Here is a 21,255-nt window from a genome sequence, read left to right on the forward strand (position 1 = left end):
TGCGCCGAAGACCGTCCCGGGGGATGATCGGAGGCGAGAGCTCATCTGGCAGACTCTCTCCCCATGGGTGAATCGAGCGTGAAGACACTGGAAACCCGGACGGACGTCTCCTCACCCGAAGTGGTCGAGACCGAGACCCGCCCGGAGTCCGACCGCGCCCTGCTCTCCCGGCTGCGCGCCCCGCGCCGACCGCGGATCTGGTTCGAGATCGTGCTGATTCTGGTCAGCTACTGGACCTACTCACTGATCCGCAACGCGGTGCCCGAGCAGAAGTCGATCGCCCTCGCGAACGCCGACTGGATCTGGAGTGTCGAGCGGACCCTCGGCATCGCCGTCGAGCAGTCGGTCAACCACGCCGTCAATTCCGTGACGTGGCTGATCGTGGGCATGAACTACTACTACGCCACGCTCCACTTCGTCGTGACCATCGGCGTGCTGGTGTGGATCTACCGCTTCCATCCGGGGCGGTACGCCGCCACGCGCCTGGTCCTCTTCGCCACCACCGGCGTCGCCCTGGTCGGCTACTACTTCTACCCGCTCGCGCCGCCCCGGCTGATGAACGGGCAGGACTTCATCGACACCGTGCTGGTGCACCACACCTGGGGCTCCATGGCCTCCGGGAACCTCAAGCACATGTCGAACCAGTACGCTGCGATGCCGTCCATGCACATAGGGTGGTCGCTGTGGTGCGGCCTGACGATCTTCGCGGTCGCCTCGGCCCCCTGGGCCCGGATCCTGGGCCTGCTCTACCCGACGGCGACCCTCGTCGTCATCGTCGCCACCGCCAACCACTTCTGGCTCGACGCCGTCGGCGGCATGATCTGTCTGGCCTTCGGCTACACCGTCTCGCGCACCTGGTACGGCGCGATGCCGCACCGCCTGCCCCGCCACCCCGAGCACACGGGCCCGCACCCCGCGGCGCAGATGCTGAACCGCTTCCGCACCCGCGCCTAGGACTGCCCGCGGCTCGTGCGCTCGTATTCGACCTGGGTCAGTGGCCGCCCGTCACCGAAGTCGTGGCTACGGGTGGCGCCGCTCTCGGTGAAGCCGGCCTTGGTGTAGAAGCGCCGGGACTGGTGGGTGTCGCGCAGCGTCCACAGGTGCGCCCGGGCGAACCCCGCGCCGCTCAGCTCCTCCAGCGTTCCCGCCATGAGCGCGGCCGCGGCGCCGCTGCCCCAGCTGTCGGGGTGGCTGTAGAAGGAGAGGATCTCGGCCAGGCCCGGCCGGGTCGAGGACGAGCGGTAGGCGGACATGGCCACAGGCCGGCCGTCCCCTTCGGCCAACAGGATCGCGGAGTCCTGCTGCGCGAGCCGTGCGTGCCAGCGGGTACGCCTGCTCGCGATCCCGTCCGCGGCGAACCCAGGATCGAAGAAGGGCGCGTACGCCGCCTCCCAGGCGGCGGCGTGGATCTCGCCGAGGACGTCCCCGTCGTATGGGCGAGCGCGACGAACCGTGAACTTCATTTCCACCACCTTCTGAGCGGGGCCGCCTCATCGCCCGGGGCGATTCTCTCCAGGGCCTCGGTGAGCGTGCGGACATATGCCTGGTCGGCGAGGATCCTTACCCCGGCGAAGGGTCGGCTGAGCCGTTCTTCCTGCGCCAGGAGCCCTCGCAGCAGGGACGCCGCCGAACCGGCCGGGGCGCCCATCTCTCCGAGGCGGTGGACGGCTTCCCGCACCGGCATGGCCGGGCTGCCCGTCCAGGCCGGGTCCACCTCCGCGAGCAGCACCGGTATCGCGGGAGCAGGGTCCCCGGTGATGCGCCAATACGCGTGCGCGGCGGCGACCCGCGTCCACGCGCCGGCCGATTCCGTCATGCGGAGAACGGGGTCCGCGTGCGCCGCGGCCAGGGGGCCGAGGTCGGCGTGGAAGGGCAGGCCGTGGCTCGCCGTCCCCGACCGCACGGCCGCCGCGCACACGTCGAGGGCGAGGGTCGGGTCGCCGGTCACCTTCCAGTGCGCCCAGGCAGCCAGGCGTGTGTGGGGGCGGCCGGCTCCCGGGTCACGACCGGTGGCGTATGCGGCCAGCCGGTCGGCGGCGACCGCGGCCGGGGGGCCGATCCGGCCGAGGGCGCGCAGGGCGTCGTAGGCGTACGGGGTATCCAGAATCCGCATCACCTCGGGCACGGCGGGCGCGGCGGCAGGTCCCCACAGTGCGAGGAGTTCCAGGAGGGCGGTGCGTTCCGGCTCGCGCCGCAGGGCGGGCCGCACCACGGGGAGCAGCTCCGCGGCGGGCAACGCGGCCAGGATGCGTACGCGGGGACGGTCCCCCGGGAGGCGGTTGTCGTCGGCGAGGCGCCGCAGGGCGGGCAGCGCCCGGACGTCACCCATCCCGGCAAGGGCGAGCGCGAGCACGTTGTCGCGGTACACGGAGCCCCGGCCGAGGGACTCGGCGATCAGGTCGGCGTGCGCGGAGACGGCAGGGCCGGCCTGCGACACCGCCTGATCGGCGTCCCGGCTGGTGTGCGTGCCGTCGCAGGCGGCCTCGACCACGACCGCCCAGCACCACGGCTCGGGCCGCCGGTGGCGGAAGACAGCCTTGGTGGCTTCCGCGAGTCGGATCACGCGGCGGCGTGAGCGACGAACCCGTTCCAGGCGTCCGGACCGACGGCGAGGCGCGCGCCCTCGGGACGCTTGGAGTCCCGGACGAGGACCGCGCCGGGGGTGTGGGCGACCTCGACGCAGTTGGGGCCATCGGCCGTGCTGTAGCTGCTCTTGACCCATGCCAGGGCGAGGAGGTCCTCGCCCGACGGCTTGACGGTCATGTCTCCCCCAGTACCTTTTCGATGAACATCAGCGATTCGCGAGGCGTCAGGGCCTGTGCCCGGATCATGCCATAGCGCATGTCGAGGATCTGGACCTCTTTGGGTTCGGTGATCAAGCGACTGGACAGCTGAACTTCGTTGTGTCCGATCGTCGTTCCGTCCTTGAGACGCATGACCGTGAACGATGCGCCAAGACCGGAGTGGTCCTCGACCGCGATGGGCATCACCTGGATCTCCACGGTGCGCAGCCGGCCGACCTCCAACAGGTGTTCCAACTGGCCGCGCAACACCATCTTGCCCCCGATGGGCCGTCGGAGGACAGCCTCTTCCTGTACGACGGTCAGGAGCGGGGCCGGATGTCGTCGGAGGATCTCCTGGCGGGCGAGCCTCGCAGCGACCAGACGTTCGACCTCGTCCTCCGAGAACCCCGGGCGCCTCAACCCGAACAGGGCGCGGGCGTACTCCTCCGTCTGGAGCAGACCCGTCACCACGACGTTGTCGTACGACCCGATCTCCACCGCCTCGGATTCCAACTTGGCCAAGTCCCGAACCTTCTTGGGATAGCGGGCCCTCTCGATGTCGGCCTTCATCGCGGCGATTTTCCCGCCCGCCCCAAGGACCTCGTCCGCCTTGTCCAGGAACTCCGGGCGCGGAATACGGGCTCCGCGTTCGATCTTGTAGATCAGGTTCGCCCCGTATCCCATCCCCTCACCGAACTTCGCCCGGTCGAGCCCTGCCGCCTCGCGCCACATCTTCAGCTGGCGTCCCACCGTGGCGATGACCGCCCCCGATTCGTCCTCCGGGTCGAGTTCCCAGCTCGACTCGTCGGCGCCGTCCGTGTTCACATCCGCCTCCCCTTGGACCGCGAGGACACCACCGGACCGCCCTGGACAGCCGTCGTACACAGCGCCCTCAACTCTGTTCAGAGTACGCACGGATGGCCACGCTGAGTCACGTGAATCAGGAAATCTCCCTCGTCGCCACGCTCCCTTCCACCCCGCGCGGAGCCCGCGCCGCACGCGCGCTCGCGGTGGACCAACTCGCGGAGCGAAAGCTTCCGTTCGAGGATGCGGCACAGGTCGTCGCCGAGTTCGCCGCGAACGCCGTGACCCACGGCAGGGTGAGCGGGCGGGACTTCCGGCTCGCGCTGCGCCTCGCGCCGGGGCCTACGCTGCGTATCGAAGTGTCCGACACCCGGAGGGAGTTCGGGCCGCTCGCAACCGGCGGCGCACCGGACGCCGAGGCAGAGTCGGGGCGGGGACTGGTGCTGGTGTCCGCGCTCGCCGTGCGGTGGGGGACGGACCTCGGGCCGGCACCGCTGAAGACGGTGTGGGCGGAAATGGATTTGGCGAGTCCGATTTCACCGGATCGAGGTTTCCACGACCCGGTGGATCAATATCCGGTGCCGCACGACGCCTAAAGACCAATAACCGGGGGAAATGACCTTCCATACCTCCCCCTCCCCTCTCACCCGGTCGGGTGAATCACCCCAACCGAGCTGGCGGGCAGGGCAATTCGCCGGGCACTCTGAATCCCGACAACCCCTAAAACGCATTCGGCCCCCGGCCGGGACGGCAATCCCGGTCGAGGGCCTGACCACAGCGGAAGCGAACCCCTTCCCCATGGCTGACCAGCAGCTTAGCGCGCCTGTGCGCGTCCCGTCGGGGATCCGACACGTCAACCACGACCACCGCCGCGGCTACGTCAAGATCGGCAACCATCTCGCCCAGCACCGCGAGCTGAGCATGGCGGCGATCGGCCTGGCCACGCACATCCAGTCGCTCCCGACAGGCTCCAAGGTCACCATCAAGGCCCTCGCCGAACGCTTCCCGGAGGGCGAGGTCCGTATCGCCACCGCCCTGCGTGAGCTGGAGCGGCACGGCTACCTGGCCCGCTTCCAGGAGCGGCTTCCCACGGGCCGCGTCGTGACCTGCACGGTGTCGTACAACAACCCGCCCGCGATGGCCGACGCCACCCGCGAGCGGCGGATCCCGTCCCAGCGGTCCGAGCCGAAGCCCGTCCCCCAACGGGACCCGGATCCGGAGCCCGAACCGGAGCCCGAGCCCGGCCCGGAGCCCGCGCCTGCAGGCGCGCCCGAACCCATGCCGTCCGAGGTCGAGTTGGCGGCGCGGGAACTGCTGGCCCGGCTGCGCCTGCGCGATCCGCGGTTGCTGCTGTCCGAGCGCGACACCGTACGGCTGGCGCCCGCCGCGGCCGTCTGGCTGGAGCGCGGACTGACCCCGAGCGCCGTGACCGCGGCTCTCACGCGCTCGCTGCCGACGCCGCCGATCCACTCCCCCGCCGCGCTGCTCACCCACCGCCTGCGGGAACTGCTGCCGCCCCGCCTGCCGGACCACCCCTGGACACCCCACCCGGCCGGCCCGGACCGTACCGTCCACCCCCTCCGCACATGCGACGGCTGCGAACTCGCCTTCCGCTCCCCCACCCCCGGCCGCTGCCGGAGCTGCGCGCCGCCGACGGCCGGGACGGCCACCGCCGTCGCCTGAACCCTGCGGTGCGGTGCCCGCGCGCTACAGCGATTCGTCGGCGGCCCGGTCCATGAACGACTGCAGTGCGGCGAGCTGCGCCTTCACCGCCTCGGCGAATTCGGCGTCGACCTTCGCCAGGTCGACACCTTCGGGGCCCTTGGCGTACCAGTCCGTCGCCAGCTCCCCCACGCGCGCGGAGCGGGTGTCGATCGCCGCCAGGTCCCGCCGCCCTTCGGACGGTGCCACGAGGCGCGCCGTCGTGAGGGCCCGGGAGAGGTCCGTGTTGGCCGGCGCGTATCCGCCCTCGACCTGGCGCCGCCTCTCCTGCGGGGTCTTGGTGGGGTCGAGGCTCACGCTCAGCAGTTGGGTGGCCTGCTGCACGTACTTGTTCACGGCCGCCGCGAGTTCCACGTAGGCCGCCCGGCGGATGTCCGAACGGCGGGCGTGGGCCTCCTCCCGGCGCGTGTCCTTGGCCTCGAAGTAGGCGAGCGCGCTTCCCGTCAGACCGGCCAGGGCGCCGATCAGCGCTCCGGCGAGCGCGGCGGTCGTGGCGGTCGCGGCGGTCGCGGCGCTCCGCTGTCTCGGACGTTCGCTCGTCCCGTCACCGGCCCTGTCCTTCTTCTGCGTCATGCAGTACCCCTACCGCGGCCGAACCGGCTCGGCACCTGCAACCACCTGTAGGCACGAACACGCACAGTCGCGCGAAGGAATTGCTACGGGCCGATCATGCCGACCGTCGTCCTGATCTTTTCCGGGCCCCGTCAATTCCTCCGAATGGTTCCGCGGGGAATGCGGGCGGGTTGTTCCGGCACCCTCCGCCGGGCCCTTTCCCCCGCAGCCAGGACCACGCCCTGGGCCGCGCCCTGGACCGCTCCCGTCAGGGCACGAGCCCCGACGCCGCGGTCCGGCACCTGGTTGCGTGACATGCGTCACGACACGAACCCCAGCGCCGGAGGGCTTCCCCGGCGTACCAGCCCATCGACATTTCGATATTTGTCCGTTTTGGATTCGACATTCCCCTCACCTACGGGAACGGAATCCCGGCTACCGCCTGACCTGCCGCCTACTTCCCTGGTCACGGCCGCTCCTGAAGACACATCACATGGTTGTGCAAGTGACCTGATCGTGACCATGCACGATCAACGGCCCGTTTCAAGCGGCGTGCCGAATCCTCCGCGTGAGCGCGAAACGGAAACTTGCCAGGCCAATGGCGGGCTTCTAAGAATGTCGACCATTCCGGCGTCCCGCAGTTCCGGCGCCCGGAAGCTTCGCGATCACCGAATGAGGTCACGCATGCAGAAGCATCGGAAGAAGAAGCAGTACCGGAAGATAATCATCGGCGTCAGCGCTCTCGGAATCGTGGGTGTCCCCACGGCCGCCATGGCCTGCTTCGACACCGGCGGCGACGACACCGGCCGGACGCGCACGGTGAGCCACCAGGCGCAGCGCCCGTGGCAGTACGTGCCCACGGCCGTCCCGAACACCACGGTTCCGGTGGACGTCCCGACGGCGCCGAGCAGCTCACCGGCGCCCGAGCAGCCGGTCGTGGAGACCTCCCAGCCCGCGCAGCCGCCGCAGGCGCAGCCCTCGCAGGCGCAGCCGCCGCAGGCCGCGCCGCAGCCCGCGAAGCCGCCGGTCACCAGGAAGCCTCAGGCGCCCCAGCCGCCGAAGACCTCGCCCGCGCCGGCCGCCTCCGGCTCCGTCGCCGCCGTCCTCGCCCTGGTCAACCAGGAGCGCGCCGCTGCCGGATGCCAGGCCGTCACCCTGAACGCGAAGCTCACGAAGGCCGCCCAGGACCACAGTGCGGACATGGCCGCCAACAGCAACATGTCCCACACGGGCTCCGACGGCTCGGACCCCGGCGCCCGCATCACCCGCGCCGGCTACGCGTGGAGCACGTACGGCGAGAACGTCGCCTACGGCTACAGCACGCCCGAGAAGGTCATGGAGGGCTGGATGAACAGCCCCGGCCACCGCGAGAACATCCTGAACTGCTCCTTCAAGGAGATCGGCATCGGCCTCGCCCAGCCGAACCACTACTGGACCCAGGACTTCGGCACGGCCCGCTGACGCCCGCGCCACTACGGAACAGCGGAGCGCGGACCCTTCCCCGGGTCCGCGCTCCGCTGTTCCGTGTCCACGGCCCACGGCCCCCGGGCGGCAGAAGGCTGGTCAGCCTCCGTAGAAGAGTTCCTCGACCACCGCGCGGGCGCGGCGCGTGATGCGGCGGTAGTCGTCCAGCAGCTCGCCGACCGTGCCTTCGGCGTAGCCGAGGTAGCGGCCCACCGCCCCCAGTTCCCGGGCCTCGGACGGGAAGGTGTCCCCGGCGCGGCCCCGCACCAGCATCACGGCGTTGCGGACCCTGGTCGCCAGCACCCAGGCCTCGTCCAGGATCTGCGCCTCGTCGGTCGGGATCAGCCCGGCCGCGTGGGCGGCCGCGAGGGCCTCGCGGGTCCGGGTGGTCCGCAGGCCCGGCTCGGCATGGGCGTGCCGCATCTGCATCAGCTGCACGGTCCACTCGACGTCGCTGAGACCGCCGCGGCCCAGCTTGGTGTGCAGGGTCGGGTCGGCGCCGCGCGGCATCCGCTCCGACTCCATACGGGCCTTCAGCCGGCGGATCTCGCGCACCGCGTCGTCGCCGAGTCCCTCGGCGGGGTAGCGCAGCGGGTCGATCAGCTCGATGAAGCGGCGTCCCAGCTCCTCCTCGCCCGCCACCGGCTCGGCCCGCAGCAGCGCCTGGCTCTCCCAGGTCAGCGACCAGCGCCGGTAGTAGGCGGCGTAGGAGGCCAGGGTGCGCACCAGCGGGCCGGAGCGGCCCTCGGGGCGCAGGTCGGCGTCGATGAGCAGCGGCGGGTCCGCGGTGGGCAGCTGGAGCAGCCTGCGCATCTCGGCGATGACGGTCTGGGCGGCCTTGGCGGCCTCCTGCTCGTCGACGCCCTCGCGGGGTTCGTGGACGAAGAGGACGTCGGCGTCGGATCCGTAGCCGAGTTCGTGGCCGCCGAAGCGGCCGACGCCGATGACGGCGAAGCGGGTGGGCAGGGTGTCGCCGAATTGCGACTGCACGGCGGCGCGCAGGGCGCCCGCGATGGTCGCCGCGGTGATCTCGGAGACGGCCCCGCCGACCCGGTCGACCAGGGCTCCGTGGTCCTCCTCGGCCGGGCTGTCCTCCGTGCCGTAGGAGCCGATGATGTCGGCCGCGGCGGTGCGGAACAGCTCGCGGCGGCGCACCCCGCGGGCGGCGGCGACGGCGGTCTCCGGGTTCTCGGCGCGGCCGACGGCGGCGAGGACCTCCTGGACCAGGGCCTCGTGCGTACGTGGCGCCAGGCCTTCGGGGTCGCCGAGCAGGGCCACCGCCTCCGGGGCCCGCATCAGCAGGTCGGGGGCGAGGCGACCGGCGGACAGTACGCGGGCGAGGTTCTCGGCGGCGGCGCCCTCGTCGCGCAGCAGGCGCAGGTACCAGGGGGTCTTGCCGAGGGCGTCGGAGACCTTGCGGAAGTTCAGCAGGCCGGCGTCCGGGTCGGCGGAGTCGGCGAACCAGCCCAGCATCACCGGCAGCAGGGTGCGCTGGATGGCGGCCTTGCGGGTGACGCCGGAGGCGAGGGCTTCGAGGTGGCGCAGGGCGGAGGCCGGGTCGGCGTAGCCGAGGGCTTCGAGGCGCTGGCCGGCGGCGCGCGGGGAGAGCCGGGTCTCGCCGGGGGTGAGCTGGGCGACGGCGTCGAGCAGCGGCCGGTAGAAGAGCTTCTCGTGGAGGCGGCGCACCACGGAGGCGTGCCGGCGCCAGGCCTTGTTGAGCTCGGCGACGGGTTCGGTGCGCAGGCCCATGGAGCGGCCCAGGCGCCGCAGGTCGTTCTCGTCCTCGGGGACGAGGTGGGTGCGGCGCAACCGGTAGAGCTGGATGCGGTGCTCCATGGAGCGCAGGAAGCGGTACGCGTCGTTCAGCTGGGCGGCGTCGGCGCGGCCGACGTAGCCGCCGGCGGCGAGCGCGTGGAGGGCGTCGAGGGTGGTGCGGGAGTGCAGGGTGGCGTCGCTGCGGCCGTGGACGAGCTGGAGGAGCTGGACGGCGAACTCGACGTCGCGCAGGCCGCCGGGGCCGAGCTTGAGTTCGCGGTCGACCTGGGCGGCGGGGATGTTGTCGACGACGCGGCGGCGCATCTTCTGGACGTCGGGGACGAAGTTCTCGCGTTCGGCCGCCTGCCAGACCAGGGGCGTTATGGCGTCGATGTAGGCGGCGCCCAGGGCTTCGTCGCCGGCGACGGCGCGGGCCTTGAGGAGCGCCTGGAACTCCCAGGTCTTGGCCCAGCGCTGGTAGTAGGCCATGTGGGAGGCGAGGGTGCGGACGAGGGGTCCGTTGCGGCCCTCGGGGCGGAGGTTGGCGTCGACGGGCCAGATGGTGCCCTCGACGGTGGTCTCGGAGCAGATCCGCATCAGGTGGGAGGCGAGGCGGGTGGCGGCCTGGAGGGCCTTGGCCTCGTCCGTGCCGTTGACGGCGTCCCCGACGAAGATCACGTCGACGTCGGAGACGTAGTTGAGCTCGTTGCCGCCGCACTTGCCCATCGCGATGACGGCGAGGCGGCAGAGCGCCGCGTCCTCGGGGGCGGCGGCGGTGGCGATCCGCAGGGCCGCGCGGAGGGTGGCGGTGGCGAGGTCGGCGAGCTCGGCGGCGGTCTGGGCGACGTCGATGGTGCCGCAGACGTCGCGGGCCGCGATGGAGAGCAGGCAGCGGCGGTAGGCGACGCGCAGGGCGACGGGGTCGTGGGCGTCCGCGAGGCCGCGCTCGAACTCGGGGAGTCCGGGGTGCAGGTCGGCGGCCTCGTACGTGACGAGGCCGATCCAGTCGCGGGGGTGGCGGGCGAGGTGGTCGCCGAGGGCCTCGGAGGCGCCGAGCACGCCGAGGAGGCGGTCGCGGAGGGGTTTGGCGCTGACGAGGGTGTCGAGGAGCCCGGGGAGCTCGCCGGAGGGCTGGGCCTCGGCGAGCCGGACCAGCCCGCGCAGGGCCAGGTCGGGATCGGCGGTCGCCCCGAGGGCGTCGAGCAGCACGGGATCGGCGCGGACGGCGGCGAGCGCGCCGGCGTCGAGCAGCCGGGCGGCTGCGGAGGGGTCGGTGAAACCGCTGCGGAGCAGCCGGATGAAGGTGCTGCTCCTGCGTCCCGGGACCGTCATCCCGCCGCCTCCCGCGGTCGTCGCTGCCACTGCCTTGGCTCTCGTTGCACTGCCCTGACCTGCCTGGGTCGAGCCTAGCCGGAGCAGGCGTTCGACTCACCGGGACGTACCATGGCGTGGATTATCGGATTATCTGAATAGTTATCGCGTGATGGGGCCCGCTCCCCGCCGACCGGCCACGAGGAGCCCCATGTCCGACGGACACCCCCGCCCCGGCCCCCCGGCGGGCGGAGCCCCGGGCCCGGACCCTGATCCGACGCACCGGTACGGACAGGCCGTGCAGTACGAGCCGTTCGGGCCGGACGGGCAGTACGGGCAGTACGCGTGGAACCAGGAGTCCCAGTCCCAGTCCCAGCAGTACCACCAAGCCCACCTGCCCCACCAGCATCAACACCCCGAGCCCGTACGTGAGTTTCACCATGCCCCGCAGGCCGGGTGGAGCGGCTGGACCGGCGGGGCGGACGACCGGCCCCACCAGCCGCAGCAGTTCCACGAGCCCCACGCGCGCTTCCTGCCTCAGCAGACCGACGGATTCCGGCGGACAGACGCTCCCGTCCTGCCGCAGCAGGCCTACGAGTTCCAGCACCCGGGGTTCCCCGAACCCCGCCACCCGGCCGACGCCGAAACCGCCGGACCGCCCACCGCCTCCCAGGCGCCTGCCGACGGCCGCGAAGCCGGCACGGCCGCGGCCGCCAACGGCACTCCCGGCCCCGCCCGGACAACCACCGCTGCCCCGGATCCGGCGGGCGGCCGCCGGGCCGCACGGCTGGCCGGCGAAGCCGGGGCACCGGACGGCCCCGTACGCGCGGCCGACGGCCGCAAGGGCACAGCGGCCGGCCGCAGGGCCGCACGGCTGGCCCGCGAAGCCCGGGCCACCGACCAGGCTCGCGGGCGCGCAGAGGCGTCCGCCTCGGCCCCAGGCCGCGGCGGCAGCCGCAGGGCGGCTCGCGGAGGCGGGGCCGTGCCGCGGGCGCAGCGGCGGCGGGGCGGCGGGGGCGCGGCCGGGCAGGGCCCGCAGCGGAACCACCGGTGGGCCGGCCTCGTCAAGGCCGTCGCACTCTGCGCCGCCGTCGCCGCCGCCGGCATGCTCGTACTCCGGGCCGGCACAGCCGTCGAGGGCCTGGGCGGCGGCTCCCCCGCAGCCCCGCACGGTCCGGACCCCGCACCCTTGGCGGCCGGCGCCGTACCCGACCCCGGCCGCGTGGTCCAGATCGTCGCGCACCCCGACGACGACCTGTACTTCATGAATCCCGACCTGCGTTACTCCATATCCGCCGGCCACCCCGTGACCTCCGTCTACCTCACCGCGGGCGAGGCCGACGGCGTCAACGCCGCCCCCGCCAAGGGAGCGACCACCGCACCCAACAAGCCCGCCTACGCCGAGGCCCGCCAGAACGGCATCCGCGCCGCCTACGCCAAGATGGCCACCGGCGACCGCAGCAGCGCCTGGAAGCGCACCGTCGTCCCGACGAAGGGCGGCGGCCACGCCGAGGTCGACGTCCTCGTCGCCAACCCCCGGGTCAACCTGGTCTGGCTGCAGCTGCGCGAGGCCGGCCACGGCTACGCCGACGTGCCCGACAGCCTGCACGGCCTCTGGGACGGCAAGGTCGCCCGTCTGGAGTCGATGCTCTCCTCCGGCACCCCGGTCAAGCAGCGGTTCGCGTACTCGAAGGACCAGGTCGTCCAGACCCTCGTCGGCGTGCTGGAGCAGTACACGCCGACCACCGTCCGCTTCCAGGACCCGACCCCCGGCCGGTACCCGGACACCAAGCAGTACACCGACCATCAGGACCACTTCTACGGCGCCCGCTTCGTGCAGATGGCCACGGCCGCCTACGCCAAGGACGTCAAGGACCGCCCGCACTTCGCGGTGCAGAACTACGTCGGGTACTTCAACGGCTCCCTCCCCAGCGCACTGGACCCGCAGGAGGCGAAGGAGAAGCTCGACAGCCTCGACACCTACGCCTGGCTCGACCGGCAGAACCACTGCGGCAGCGACGCGGGCTGCGGCGACCTCAAGGTCTCCGATCACCCGGCGGGCAACCGCTGGACGGACTCCATCAACTACGCCCGCGGCACCGGCACCAACTGGCTGACCTCCGACAAGGACCACGGCCTGTGGGCCTTCAAGGTGCTCGACGGCCAGGTCGCCGTCTGGCACCGGCCCGGCCCGGTCGGCGCCTGGCGCGGCCCCGACCTGCTGCCCGGCACCGGAATGGACCCCGGCGTGTCCGCCGTGACGCTGAAGGACGGCCGCATCGCGGTCTTCGGCACCCGTACCTCCTTCGGGGCGCGGCCCGCCGACTACAAGCGCGAGGTCGTCCACGCGGTGCAGAAGGAGCCCGGGGCGGACGGGTTCGGGGAGTGGCAGTCGCTCGGCACCCCCGAGACCGCGGACGAGACGTGGACCTCCGACATCAGCGCACCGGCCGTCTCGGTCGACGGCACCGGCCTGCTGGCGGCGTACGTCCGCGACGGCGCGTACGGCCTGCGCGGCCGGGTGCAGCAGGCCGACGGCGGCTGGGGCCCCTGGGAGAAGCACGGCGGCGAGGACCTGCACGGCGCTCCGGTCACCGCGACCGACGGCGCGGGGCGGCGCATGGTGCTGTCCGCGACGTCGAAGACGGTCGTCGGCTGGGCGCAGCCGAAGCCGGGTGCCCCGCTGGGCCGGGCCACGGCCACCGGGCTGCCCGACACCACGCTCCCGCTGACGGCGGAGGGCCGCGAGGGCGGGGTACGGCTGTGGTTCCGCAAGCCCGGCTCGGGCAACGTCCGTACGGCTCTGTTGACGGCCGACGGCGGGCTGAAGGTCAACCACATGACCGACCTCGGCGGGCTGAACGGCTTCGGCTCGGTCACGGCGAGCGGGCACGTGCTGGCGGGTCGCGCGGCGGGCGGACAGCTGGGCTCGGAGGTCGGGCCGGGACGTCCGTGGGGGCGGTCCCCGCTGATGTTCGTCGGCGCGCCGTCGTCGACGATGACCGGGAGGAACATGGTCAGCCTGGCGGTGGTGGGGCTCGACGCCCGCCTGTACGTGACCTCTTCGGCGGACGCCCCGGACGCGTACCTGGCGCCGTGGCAGCCGGTGGGCCCGCGCAACGCGGCTCCGTAGCGCGGCGCGTTCTCCGCGGCGCGGCGCGTTCCCCGCAGCGCGGCGCGTTCTCCGCCACGCGGCGCGCTCTCCGCCACGCGGCGCGTTCTCCACAGCCCGGCAGCCCGGCCCGACTTCCGCCACGTGGCCGGGACTTCCGCCACGCGACCCCATAACACCCCATAGCACTCCACACCGTCGCCACGCCCGGACCGGACGAATTGCCTCCACTTTGGCGGCACTTACCCGGTCTTTTCCGGAAAGCTGGAGTCATCGGCCGCTTCGGTGAACCAAGTTCGCCGATTCGGACTCTCTCTGACTGCTCAGCGTTTTCTCCTGCCCGGAACGAACCCAAGGCGTGCCCGATGCCCGTGACCCGTCGCCGCTTCGCGGCCCTGCTCACCGTGCTGACAGCCGGCACCACCGGCGTGCTCTCCGTACTCTCCGTGGCCTCCGGCCAGCAGACCGCCGCCGGGACCGCACAGGAGAAGAACCCGACCGTCGTCCAGCCCGCGAGCGTCACCTCCGGGTCGGTCGTCCAGGTCGTCGCGCACCCCGACGACGACCTGTTCTTCATGAACCCCGACCTCAGCCGCTCCCTGGTCTCCGGCACCCAGGTCACCACCGCCTACCTCACGTCCGGCGAGTCCGACGGCCGCAACGAGGCGCACGGCAACGCCGCCAAGGACCCCGAACAGCCCGCCGACCGCGCCCACTACGCGGAGGCCCGGCAGAACGGCATACGCTCCGCCTACGCCCAGATGGCCACCGGCGACCGCACCAGCGCGTGGCGGCGTACGGTCGTGCCCACGGCCGGCGGAGGCCGCGCCGAGGTCGACGTCCTCATAGCGAAACCGCAGGTCAACCTGGTGTGGCTGATGCTGCGCGAGGCCCGCAGCACCGGTGAGGACACCCCCGAGAGCCTGCGCGGCCTGTGGAACGGCCGGATACCCGCGCTGGAGTCCCAGCTGACCACCGGGACCCCGGTCAAGCAGGGCTTCTCGTACACGAAGGACCAGCTGATACAGGCGATAGCCGGGGTCCTGGAGCAGTACCGGCCCACGACGGTACGGATGCAGGACCCGACGCCCGGCCGGTACGGCGAGAACGGCCGCTACACCGACCACCAGGACCACATGTACGGCGCCCGCTTCGTGCAGGCCGCCACCGCCGCCTACGCCCAACAGGTGCAGCGGCGCCCGCACTTCTCGGTGCAGAGCTACCTCGGCTACCACAACAGCACGCTCCCGCACTCGCTGGACCCGCAGACGGCCGAGACGAAGACCGGCTACCTGCGGACCTACGCCTGGCAGGACCACCAGGACTACTGCGGCAGCCCCTCGGGATGCGGCGACCGCAAGGTCGCGGGCAACCCGACCGGGCGCAACTGGGCCCAGTCGCTGCGCTACACCCGCGCCGACAACGCGTCCTGGCTGACGGAGGGGACGCCCGGCCGCCTCTGGGCCTTCACGGTGCTGGACGGCCGCATGGCCTACTGGACGCGCGCCGCCGGCGGCGCCTGGGAGAAGCCGGTCTTCCTGGCGGGCACGGGCATCGACCCGGGCGCGACCGCCGCCCGGCTGCCCGACGGCCGCGTCGCCGTCCTCGCCACCCGCACCGTCCTCGGCCCCGCCCCCGCGGACTACCGGCGCGAGGTCGTGTACGCCGTCCAGGTCGCGCCCGACGGGGCGTTCGGCGCGTGGCAGTCGCTCGGCACCCCCGAGAAGGGCGACGACGACGGCACCTCGGCGATCAGCGCACCCGCGGTCGGCGTGGACCGGCGGGGCCTGCTCACGGTCTACCTCCGCGACTCCCGCCGCACGCTGCGCGCCGTCGTTCAGCAGCCGGACGGCGGGTTCTCGCCCTGGCAGCGGCTGGGCGGCGAGGACCTGCAGAGCGACCCGGTCACGGCGGTCGACTCCGCCGGGCGGCGGCACGTGTACGCGACGACGACGACATCAGTGCTGGCCTGGACCCAGGCCGACCCGGACGGCCCGCTGCGCGGGCCCTCGCCGACGGGCCTGCCGGCCACGACGGTCCCGCTGACGGCGTCCCCGGACGGCGCGGGCGTCCGCCTGTACTTCCGGCGGCCCGACTCGGGGGTGGTGCGCACCGCCGTGGTCACCGCGGGGCCGGCGACCCGGCCCCAGGTCTCCAGCGTTACGGAGGCGGGCGGCCGGGCCGGCTACGGCGCGGTCGGCGCGGCGGGCCGCCACGTGGCGGGCCGCGCGGACAGCGGCACGGTCAGCACCTCGGGCCTCGGCGGCCCGCCGGCCTGGGCGGAGTCCCGCATGCTCTTCGCGGGCGCCCCGGCGGCCGTCCAGGAACCCGACGGCACCACCACCACGACGGTCCTCGGCCTGGACGCCGAACTCCACACCTCCACCACCCCCGCGCCCCCCACCCGCCCCACCTGGCACCGCGCAGTCCGCTGACGGGCCGGCCTCAGCCCTGTGGGGCGGGCGGCGGGCGTCAGGGGACGGCGGGCAGGAGGGCGTGGATTCGGTCGGGGGTCCAGGTGCCGGCCGCGCCGGGGCAGGTGGAGAGGTATTCGGCGGTGTCCTGTTGCGTCCAGGGGCCGGAATCCAGGAGGCCGGTGGCCAGGTGGCGCAGGTACGCGGCGGCCGGGGTGCGCAGTTCGACGTCGCGGAGGGTCCACGGCGCGGTGAAGGTCACCACGGGGATCCCTTCGATCGTGCCCGGGCAGACGAGTGTCTCGTACCGGCCGGGGCCCAGGGCGTGGCGGCCGTCCCGCAGGACGCTCGTGAGGTCGAGGTCCGCGCACGGTTCCCGGGCCATCTCCTGCGCGGCGATGTCGGACAGCTGCCCGGTGGTCACCAGGTGTGCCCGCCCGCGGATCCGGCCGGGGGCGGTGGGGTCGTAGTAGCCCCGTCCGCCGGTCCACACCAGGGACTCGGTGGCGAAGTACAGGCGGCCGTCGAGCTCGACCGGGACCGAGCGCTCGGGCGCCCGCCGGTCGCGGCAGCCCGGGTGGGCGCGCGTCGCTCCCGGCGGGGCGCCGCCGGCGATGTAGGCGGCGAGGCGGTCCGTGTGCATGTTGGAGCCGTAGGAGGCGTACCAGACGCGCTGGGGGTCGGGGATCGTCCGGGTGAGCGGACGAACGGTGTGTACGGCCATGCACGGGTCCTCGGGGCTGAGCGACGCGGGTTCCACCAGTGCGCCTGCACGTGCCGGGCGGAACGTATGCGGCTTGTCGGGCAAAAAAATTCTACCCAGGCCACCGAGCCGCCGGTGGTCCCGCCGGTGGTCCCGCCGGTGGTCCCGCCCGTGCGGGGCCGGGAACGCTGCGGGGGCGGACCGACGTCGCCGTCGGTCTGCCCCCCGCGGCGCGGGCCGCCGGATCAGGCACCCAGGTGGTGACCCTTCGCCCACTCCCGCTCGCCGTCCGTGAGGCAGGTGGAGGTGTAGATCGGGCCCGTGAAGCCGGGCTTGGTGGCGGGCACCGCGGCGAGCGAGGAGCACTTCGACGAGAGGCCCGCGCGACCGCCGGAGAAGTAATCGATGTCGACCCCGTCGTTGGCCAGAGCCGCACCGGCCCCGCCCAGCAGGATGCCGGCGGCCAGGACGGACGCGGTGACAGCAGAACGAATACGCATGACTCCCCTAAGGATCTGTGGAACGACGACGCGCTGGTCGATGTGCGCGTCGGCCGGTCCAACGCCTGGGGACACCGCCGGGAACGGCAGTTCACTCCAATGCCCGCGGCAGTATCGTTTCACCAACTCCCGCCCCCTGTGCGTCCCCCTTGTGCACCCCTAGCGCCGGGGATGGAGTGTCACGGGCAGCCGGCCGAGCGCGATGCCGAACTCGGTACGGTAGATCCACACCTCCTCGTCGGTGGCCGGCTCCTCCTCCGGGCTGGTGCTGTGCCACCACGCCCGGTCCGGAAGTCGGCGAGCGCCCGGGGCCGTGTCTGCAGCCGGTACGCGGGCACGCCATCGCGCAACACGTCGAGGTCGCCCTCCGTACCGTCAGCGGCCGCCTTGACGAGGAACACCCCGCCGGGATCCTTCTGCTCGCACGGACCGTCCAGGTCGAGCGGATGCGCGCTGTGCTCGCCGAAGCCCACGTCGGCGAGCCAGCGCCCCTCGACGCGCAGCGCGAGGTGGTCGTACGGGATGCCCCGCGCACCGTCCTTCCCGTACACGCGCGCCTGGAAGAGCTCCACGCGGTTCGTCGGGCCGGGAGTCGGCGGCCTGGGCAGCGGGGGCGGCCACGGCCAGCAGTGGCAGGCACAGGAGTGCCGCGACGAGGAGCTTGCGCATCGGGGTGTTCCTCATTCTGATGGATGCCGGTGACGTGCGGGGGGAGGACGGTCGGTCGGTCAGTTGACCGTGAAGACGACGTCGGCGTTCTTGCCGCCGGCCTGTCCGGGCGCAGGAGTGGCCCGCGGGCACCTGGCAGTCGTAGGAGTTGCCGCCAGCGAAGGGGTTGTTCCAGCGGAAGACGACCTTGCCGCCGCCGGACATCTGGTACTCGGCCGAGCCCTCCGTCCCGGTGGCGAAGCCGTCGGATTCGCTCTGCCAGCGCGCCACCGCGCCGTTGTTCATGACCGACGGAGGCAGGTTGTCGGCGCTCCAGATGCCGTGGCCCAGGCCCGCACCGGTCCGGGCCAGCAGGCCGCCGGACTGGTTCACGACCGTCACGCGGACGCTGCGCACGGGGGTGACCGCGAAGGCTCCGGCCTGTGAGAGGGCCGCGACCCGGGCGGTGGACTTCGCCGTCAGGGCGAAGTTGACGGTGGCGTTGTTCCCGCCGCCGCCCGAGCGGCTGCACTCGTAGCCCTCGGGAGCGTCGCAGCTGTAGGAGTTGCTGCCCAGCGACACCGCCCTGCGCGCGCAGGAGGAGGCCCTGCGGGAACAGCGCCGGCGCATCCAGCTGCAGCGCGACGGACTGGCTGCGCTGACGCCGGTCTACCTCCAGGCCCGCCAGCACGTCTTCCCCCAGGCAACCATCGACCACCTGCCGGACAAGCTGGCGGTGCGCTCGCTGTTGTCGGACGTGATCGACTCCTGCCACAGCGAGGTGCTGGTCTCCAATCACGGCGGCTCGTTCCCGCCCGCGGCGCTGCGGGAGGCACTGCCGCGCGACTTGGCACTGCTCGGGCGCGGCATCCGGATGCGGAGCCTCTACCAGCACGCGACGCGGTTCGCCAAGCCCCCGCGGCTGCACGCGGAGCAGCTCATCGGGGCGGGCGCCGAGATCCGGACGCTGCCGGAGGTGCTGCCGCAGATGATCGTGGTGGACGGGGCGCTGGCCCTGCTGCCGGCCAGGTCGGGCGGCGCGCTGCTGATCCGGGAGCCGGACCTGCTGGCCTATTTGCTGGACGTGGTCGAGCGGGACTGGGAGAACGCCGCGCCGTTCGCGACGGGGCCGCAGGCCGCGCACGACGTGTCCAAGACGATGAAGCAGAGCATCCTCGTGCTGCTCGCCAAGGGGCTCAAGGACGAATCCATCGCGCGCCGCCTGGGCATCTCCCTGCGCACCTGCCGCCGCCATGTCTCCGAGCTACTGGAGGGGCTCGGCGCGCACAGCCGCTTCCAAGCGGGGGCATCGCCGAACGCCAGGGCCTGACCGACCACCCGGGCCGCCCCGCCCAGGCCGACACCGCCGCCACCCGCCCCACCCGTGCCCGTGCCCGCCCCGGCCGTACCCGCGCAGGCCGCGCCCATCGCAGGTGGGCTCGCGGTCGGCCCGGAGTGTCCCGGCTGTGGCGGGGCGATGCCCGTGCCCGCCGCGGGTCCGGGCCGGGCAGTGGGCGTCCGCCCCGCCATTGCTCACCCAGCTGCCGCTCGCGCTCCTACCGGGCCGACAGTAAGACCAGAGGGCCGGTCCGTGTGACGGCGGCGCCGCGGCGGACCGTACGGGCGTCACGAAACCACCGACCACGTCACGTAACCCCTGAGGGCCCAGGCTGGGAGACCTACGCGGCCGTGTGGCGGTACCGCCCTCTGATCTTGCATGTTCGGACCAAGGGAACCTTAGAGCCCGTTCTGGCAACCGCCGTTCCCCTCCCTGCCGGATCGTCACCCTGTGGGGCAGCTCGGAGACCCCCGCCCGGGGCGACGACCTCGTCGCGAAGCTGATAGGCGCCGAGGGACCGCGGGCTGCAGATGTCGGCGGTCCCGCTTGAGTGCACGCCGCGCCCGAGGGTGATCACACCGAGTACGTCATTTGCGCTGGTTTACCGACTACTTGAGGTGCTTGCATGGTTGACGTTCCGGCGGAAGGGAACAGGCTCAGGCGAGCACGGTCTCGCGTTTGGTCGTGCGCGCGGCGTTCACTGGCGGCGAGGGGGACGAATGCACCCGCGAATCAAGACACCGGCGGCATTACTACTGAGTCGAAGGAGCTTCAGTTCCATCCTTTTTTTCTTTGTCGCCGCCTCGCTGGCGGTCTCGGCCCTGCTCGCCCTCGGCCTTACCGAATACAGCTCCCATAAGATTTCATACCTGACCGCTTTCCGTCTGACGCTGTCTTCGGTGTGGAACCCGGGGGACCTGATGTTCCAGGAAGACGAGTCTGCGGGCTACTACGTTTTCGCGGGATTCTCCACGCTCGCCGGAGCTGTCGTCCCCGTTCTATTGCTGGGGTCATTTGTCTTCAAGCTATTCAATCGCGACCCGTTGCAGTGGCGGAGCAAGATCTCGCTGATAAACCGCCCCGGAGAAGGGGCGGTCATGGTGCTGCGCTTCTACAACGGAACACAGATGAGTCTGGTGAATATGTCGATCGACGTGATCGCCCGATACGAGACGACCGCTGTACCTAAGTCGCTGATCAACAAGCCACTTGATTGCCTCTCCGGGACGAAGCGGGTCAATCGCGGGTTCTGGGCCTACAGCACTCCGGGCGTCCCTTTTACGGTCCGGGTGCCACTTTCCGAGACGCTGAGCGCTGCCCAGACGTACGAAGGGGGCGTGATAGACCTTCAGGGTCAGATGTTGGAGAAATCGCTCGTCGACATCATCGCGCTGGCGAGGGGGACCGTCGTCGAGACAGGAAGAGATTTTGCAAGCATGTACCGCTACAGCACAGAGGACTGCTTCTCTATCGGCCACCCAGCAGAGATCGAAGTCGATGAATCCACCAACCCGAGGCACTGGAACGGGTGGCGGCAGTTCGAAGAGAGTTTCGACGTGTACTTGTTTGCGTACGGCTCGCTGGTGAGCGGCAGTTCTATGGCTCGCACCGTCGGCCATGAGTATCACCCTTTTGACGGACCGATTGCCGCCCGACTGTACGGTTGGCGGCGAACGTGGAATGTTGCTTCGGACACCTCGCAGCTCGCCACTAGGGTGTACCGGATGCCAGACGGTTCGACATATGACGGGTGGGTTCGTTCATTAGGGATCAAGCGGGACCCTTCGGCCTTCTGCAACGGAGCCGTGTTTCGCGTTTCCGCGAAAGACCTTTCCCTTCTCCGTATCAGGGAGCATAGCTACACCGAACAGGACGTCAGCACCGAGGTCACGTGGACCGGGAAGCCGGCAGACGCCAAGGTGGTGACGTATGTTCCTCACGATAGGCTTGTTCCCGAACCGCGGAACCCGGGAGATGTTCGCCCTACCGTGATTCGGAGGGGCTACATAGCGCTGATCGAAGACGCCTTTCGCGTACTGGGCGGTGAATCACTAGACGAGTACAGGGACACCACGGACGAGCCGGACGGGATTTTCGTCCAAGACATGGATATCGAAGTCGTCGACTGAATGGTCTGGTGGCTTAGCC

The 21,255-nt window shown here is 71.8% G+C and carries 18 protein-coding genes; 9 read left to right on the plus strand and 9 right to left on the minus strand.

Annotation, left to right across the window (positions count from 1 at the left end):
- Positions 1-63 precede the first annotated feature (63 nt).
- Positions 64-954, plus strand: coding sequence for a phosphatase PAP2 family protein (locus AB0F82_RS14925; protein WP_362627207.1), 891 nt, complete (start codon positions 64-66; stop codon positions 952-954).
- Here the strand turns inward: AB0F82_RS14925 and AB0F82_RS14930 are convergent.
- Genes AB0F82_RS14930 through AB0F82_RS14945 form a run of 4 tightly spaced genes read right to left on the minus strand, consistent with a single transcriptional unit; the run spans position 951 to position 3,608 of the window.
- Positions 951-1,463 (minus strand): GNAT family N-acetyltransferase, encoded by a 513-nt coding sequence (locus AB0F82_RS14930; RefSeq protein ID WP_362627210.1) that lies wholly within the window; start codon positions 1,461-1,463, stop codon positions 951-953. The two genes, AB0F82_RS14925 and AB0F82_RS14930, sit on opposite strands and share 4 nt — an antisense overlap.
- On the minus strand, positions 1,460-2,563 hold the full coding sequence (locus AB0F82_RS14935; protein ID WP_362627213.1) for a hypothetical protein: 1,104 nt from the start codon (positions 2,561-2,563) through the stop codon (positions 1,460-1,462). The genes AB0F82_RS14930 and AB0F82_RS14935 overlap by 4 nt, the downstream gene beginning before the upstream one ends.
- A complete protein-coding gene (locus AB0F82_RS14940) occupies positions 2,560-2,763 on the minus strand; it encodes a DUF397 domain-containing protein (RefSeq protein WP_362627216.1) in 204 nt (67 codons plus the stop codon). The genes AB0F82_RS14935 and AB0F82_RS14940 overlap by 4 nt, the downstream gene beginning before the upstream one ends.
- Entirely contained in the window at positions 2,760-3,608 is an 849-nt protein-coding gene (locus AB0F82_RS14945; protein ID WP_362627678.1) for a helix-turn-helix domain-containing protein, read from the minus strand. Before AB0F82_RS14945 ends, AB0F82_RS14940 begins: the two co-directional genes overlap by 4 nt.
- Before the next feature lie 110 nt (positions 3,609-3,718).
- On the opposite strand from AB0F82_RS14945, the gene AB0F82_RS14950 reads away from it, so the two are divergent.
- Both AB0F82_RS14950 and AB0F82_RS14955 read left to right on the plus strand, forming a co-directional pair.
- Positions 3,719-4,183 (plus strand): ATP-binding protein, encoded by a 465-nt coding sequence (locus AB0F82_RS14950; protein ID WP_362627219.1) that lies wholly within the window; start codon positions 3,719-3,721, stop codon positions 4,181-4,183.
- Between the two features lie 202 nt (positions 4,184-4,385).
- Positions 4,386-5,270, plus strand: a complete 885-nt coding sequence (locus AB0F82_RS14955) for a helix-turn-helix domain-containing protein (RefSeq protein ID WP_362627222.1) — start codon at positions 4,386-4,388, stop codon at positions 5,268-5,270.
- A gap of 24 nt (positions 5,271-5,294) precedes the next feature.
- On the opposite strand, the gene AB0F82_RS14960 is transcribed toward AB0F82_RS14955, so the two are convergent.
- Positions 5,295-5,882: a hypothetical protein gene (locus AB0F82_RS14960; RefSeq protein ID WP_362627225.1), complete on the minus strand. Its 588-nt coding sequence runs from the start codon at positions 5,880-5,882 to the stop codon at positions 5,295-5,297.
- 663 nt (positions 5,883-6,545) lie between these two features.
- On the opposite strand from AB0F82_RS14960, the gene AB0F82_RS14965 reads away from it, so the two are divergent.
- Positions 6,546-7,322 (plus strand): CAP domain-containing protein, encoded by a 777-nt coding sequence (locus AB0F82_RS14965; RefSeq protein WP_362627228.1) that lies wholly within the window; start codon positions 6,546-6,548, stop codon positions 7,320-7,322.
- Positions 7,323-7,424: 102 nt separating this feature from the next.
- On the opposite strand, the gene AB0F82_RS14970 is transcribed toward AB0F82_RS14965, so the two are convergent.
- Positions 7,425-10,412 carry a bifunctional [glutamine synthetase] adenylyltransferase/[glutamine synthetase]-adenylyl-L-tyrosine phosphorylase gene (locus AB0F82_RS14970; protein WP_356812139.1) on the minus strand — a complete coding sequence of 996 codons (2,988 nt, stop codon included), beginning with the start codon at positions 10,410-10,412 and terminating at the stop codon, positions 7,425-7,427.
- A gap of 190 nt (positions 10,413-10,602) precedes the next feature.
- Here AB0F82_RS14970 and AB0F82_RS14975 point away from each other — a divergent pair, with 190 nt between their 5' ends.
- Together AB0F82_RS14975 and AB0F82_RS14980 are read left to right on the plus strand one after the other, a co-directional pair.
- The gene (locus tag AB0F82_RS14975; protein WP_362627231.1) at positions 10,603-13,524 is read left to right on the plus strand and encodes a PIG-L family deacetylase; all 2,922 of its coding nucleotides are present in this window, start codon (positions 10,603-10,605) and stop codon (positions 13,522-13,524) included.
- A gap of 344 nt (positions 13,525-13,868) precedes the next feature.
- Entirely contained in the window at positions 13,869-15,938 is a 2,070-nt protein-coding gene (locus AB0F82_RS14980; RefSeq protein ID WP_362627234.1) for a PIG-L family deacetylase, read from the plus strand.
- Positions 15,939-15,975: 37 nt separating this feature from the next.
- Here AB0F82_RS14980 and AB0F82_RS14985 read toward each other — a convergent pair whose 3' ends face one another.
- The 3 genes from AB0F82_RS14985 to AB0F82_RS14995 all read right to left on the minus strand — a co-directional run bounded on the left by AB0F82_RS14985 (position 15,976) and on the right by AB0F82_RS14995 (position 17,692).
- Complete coding sequence (locus AB0F82_RS14985; protein WP_362627237.1) at positions 15,976-16,641, minus strand: histone deacetylase; 666 nt, start codon at positions 16,639-16,641, stop codon at positions 15,976-15,978.
- 224 nt (positions 16,642-16,865) lie between these two features.
- Positions 16,866-17,120 carry a hypothetical protein gene (locus tag AB0F82_RS14990; protein WP_356815700.1) on the minus strand — a complete coding sequence of 85 codons (255 nt, stop codon included), beginning with the start codon at positions 17,118-17,120 and terminating at the stop codon, positions 16,866-16,868.
- A 179-nt stretch (positions 17,121-17,299) separates the two neighbouring features.
- Positions 17,300-17,692, minus strand: coding sequence for an arylamine N-acetyltransferase (locus AB0F82_RS14995; RefSeq protein ID WP_436842094.1), 393 nt, complete (start codon positions 17,690-17,692; stop codon positions 17,300-17,302).
- 284 nt (positions 17,693-17,976) lie between these two features.
- Here AB0F82_RS14995 and AB0F82_RS15000 point away from each other — a divergent pair, with 284 nt between their 5' ends.
- The 3 genes from AB0F82_RS15000 to AB0F82_RS15010 all read left to right on the plus strand — a co-directional run bounded on the left by AB0F82_RS15000 (position 17,977) and on the right by AB0F82_RS15010 (position 21,236).
- On the plus strand, positions 17,977-18,306 hold the full coding sequence (locus AB0F82_RS15000) for a hypothetical protein (protein WP_362627240.1): 330 nt from the start codon (positions 17,977-17,979) through the stop codon (positions 18,304-18,306).
- Between the two features lie 27 nt (positions 18,307-18,333).
- Positions 18,334-19,098: a helix-turn-helix transcriptional regulator gene (locus tag AB0F82_RS15005; protein ID WP_362627243.1), complete on the plus strand. Its 765-nt coding sequence runs from the start codon at positions 18,334-18,336 to the stop codon at positions 19,096-19,098.
- A gap of 728 nt (positions 19,099-19,826) precedes the next feature.
- On the plus strand, positions 19,827-21,236 hold the full coding sequence (locus AB0F82_RS15010; RefSeq protein WP_362627246.1) for a gamma-glutamylcyclotransferase family protein: 1,410 nt from the start codon (positions 19,827-19,829) through the stop codon (positions 21,234-21,236).
- The last annotated feature ends 19 nt before the right edge of the window (positions 21,237-21,255 follow it).

The sequence above is a fragment of the Streptomyces virginiae genome (assembly GCF_040638905.1).
GTDB lineage: Bacteria > Actinomycetota > Actinomycetes > Streptomycetales > Streptomycetaceae > Streptomyces > Streptomyces virginiae_B.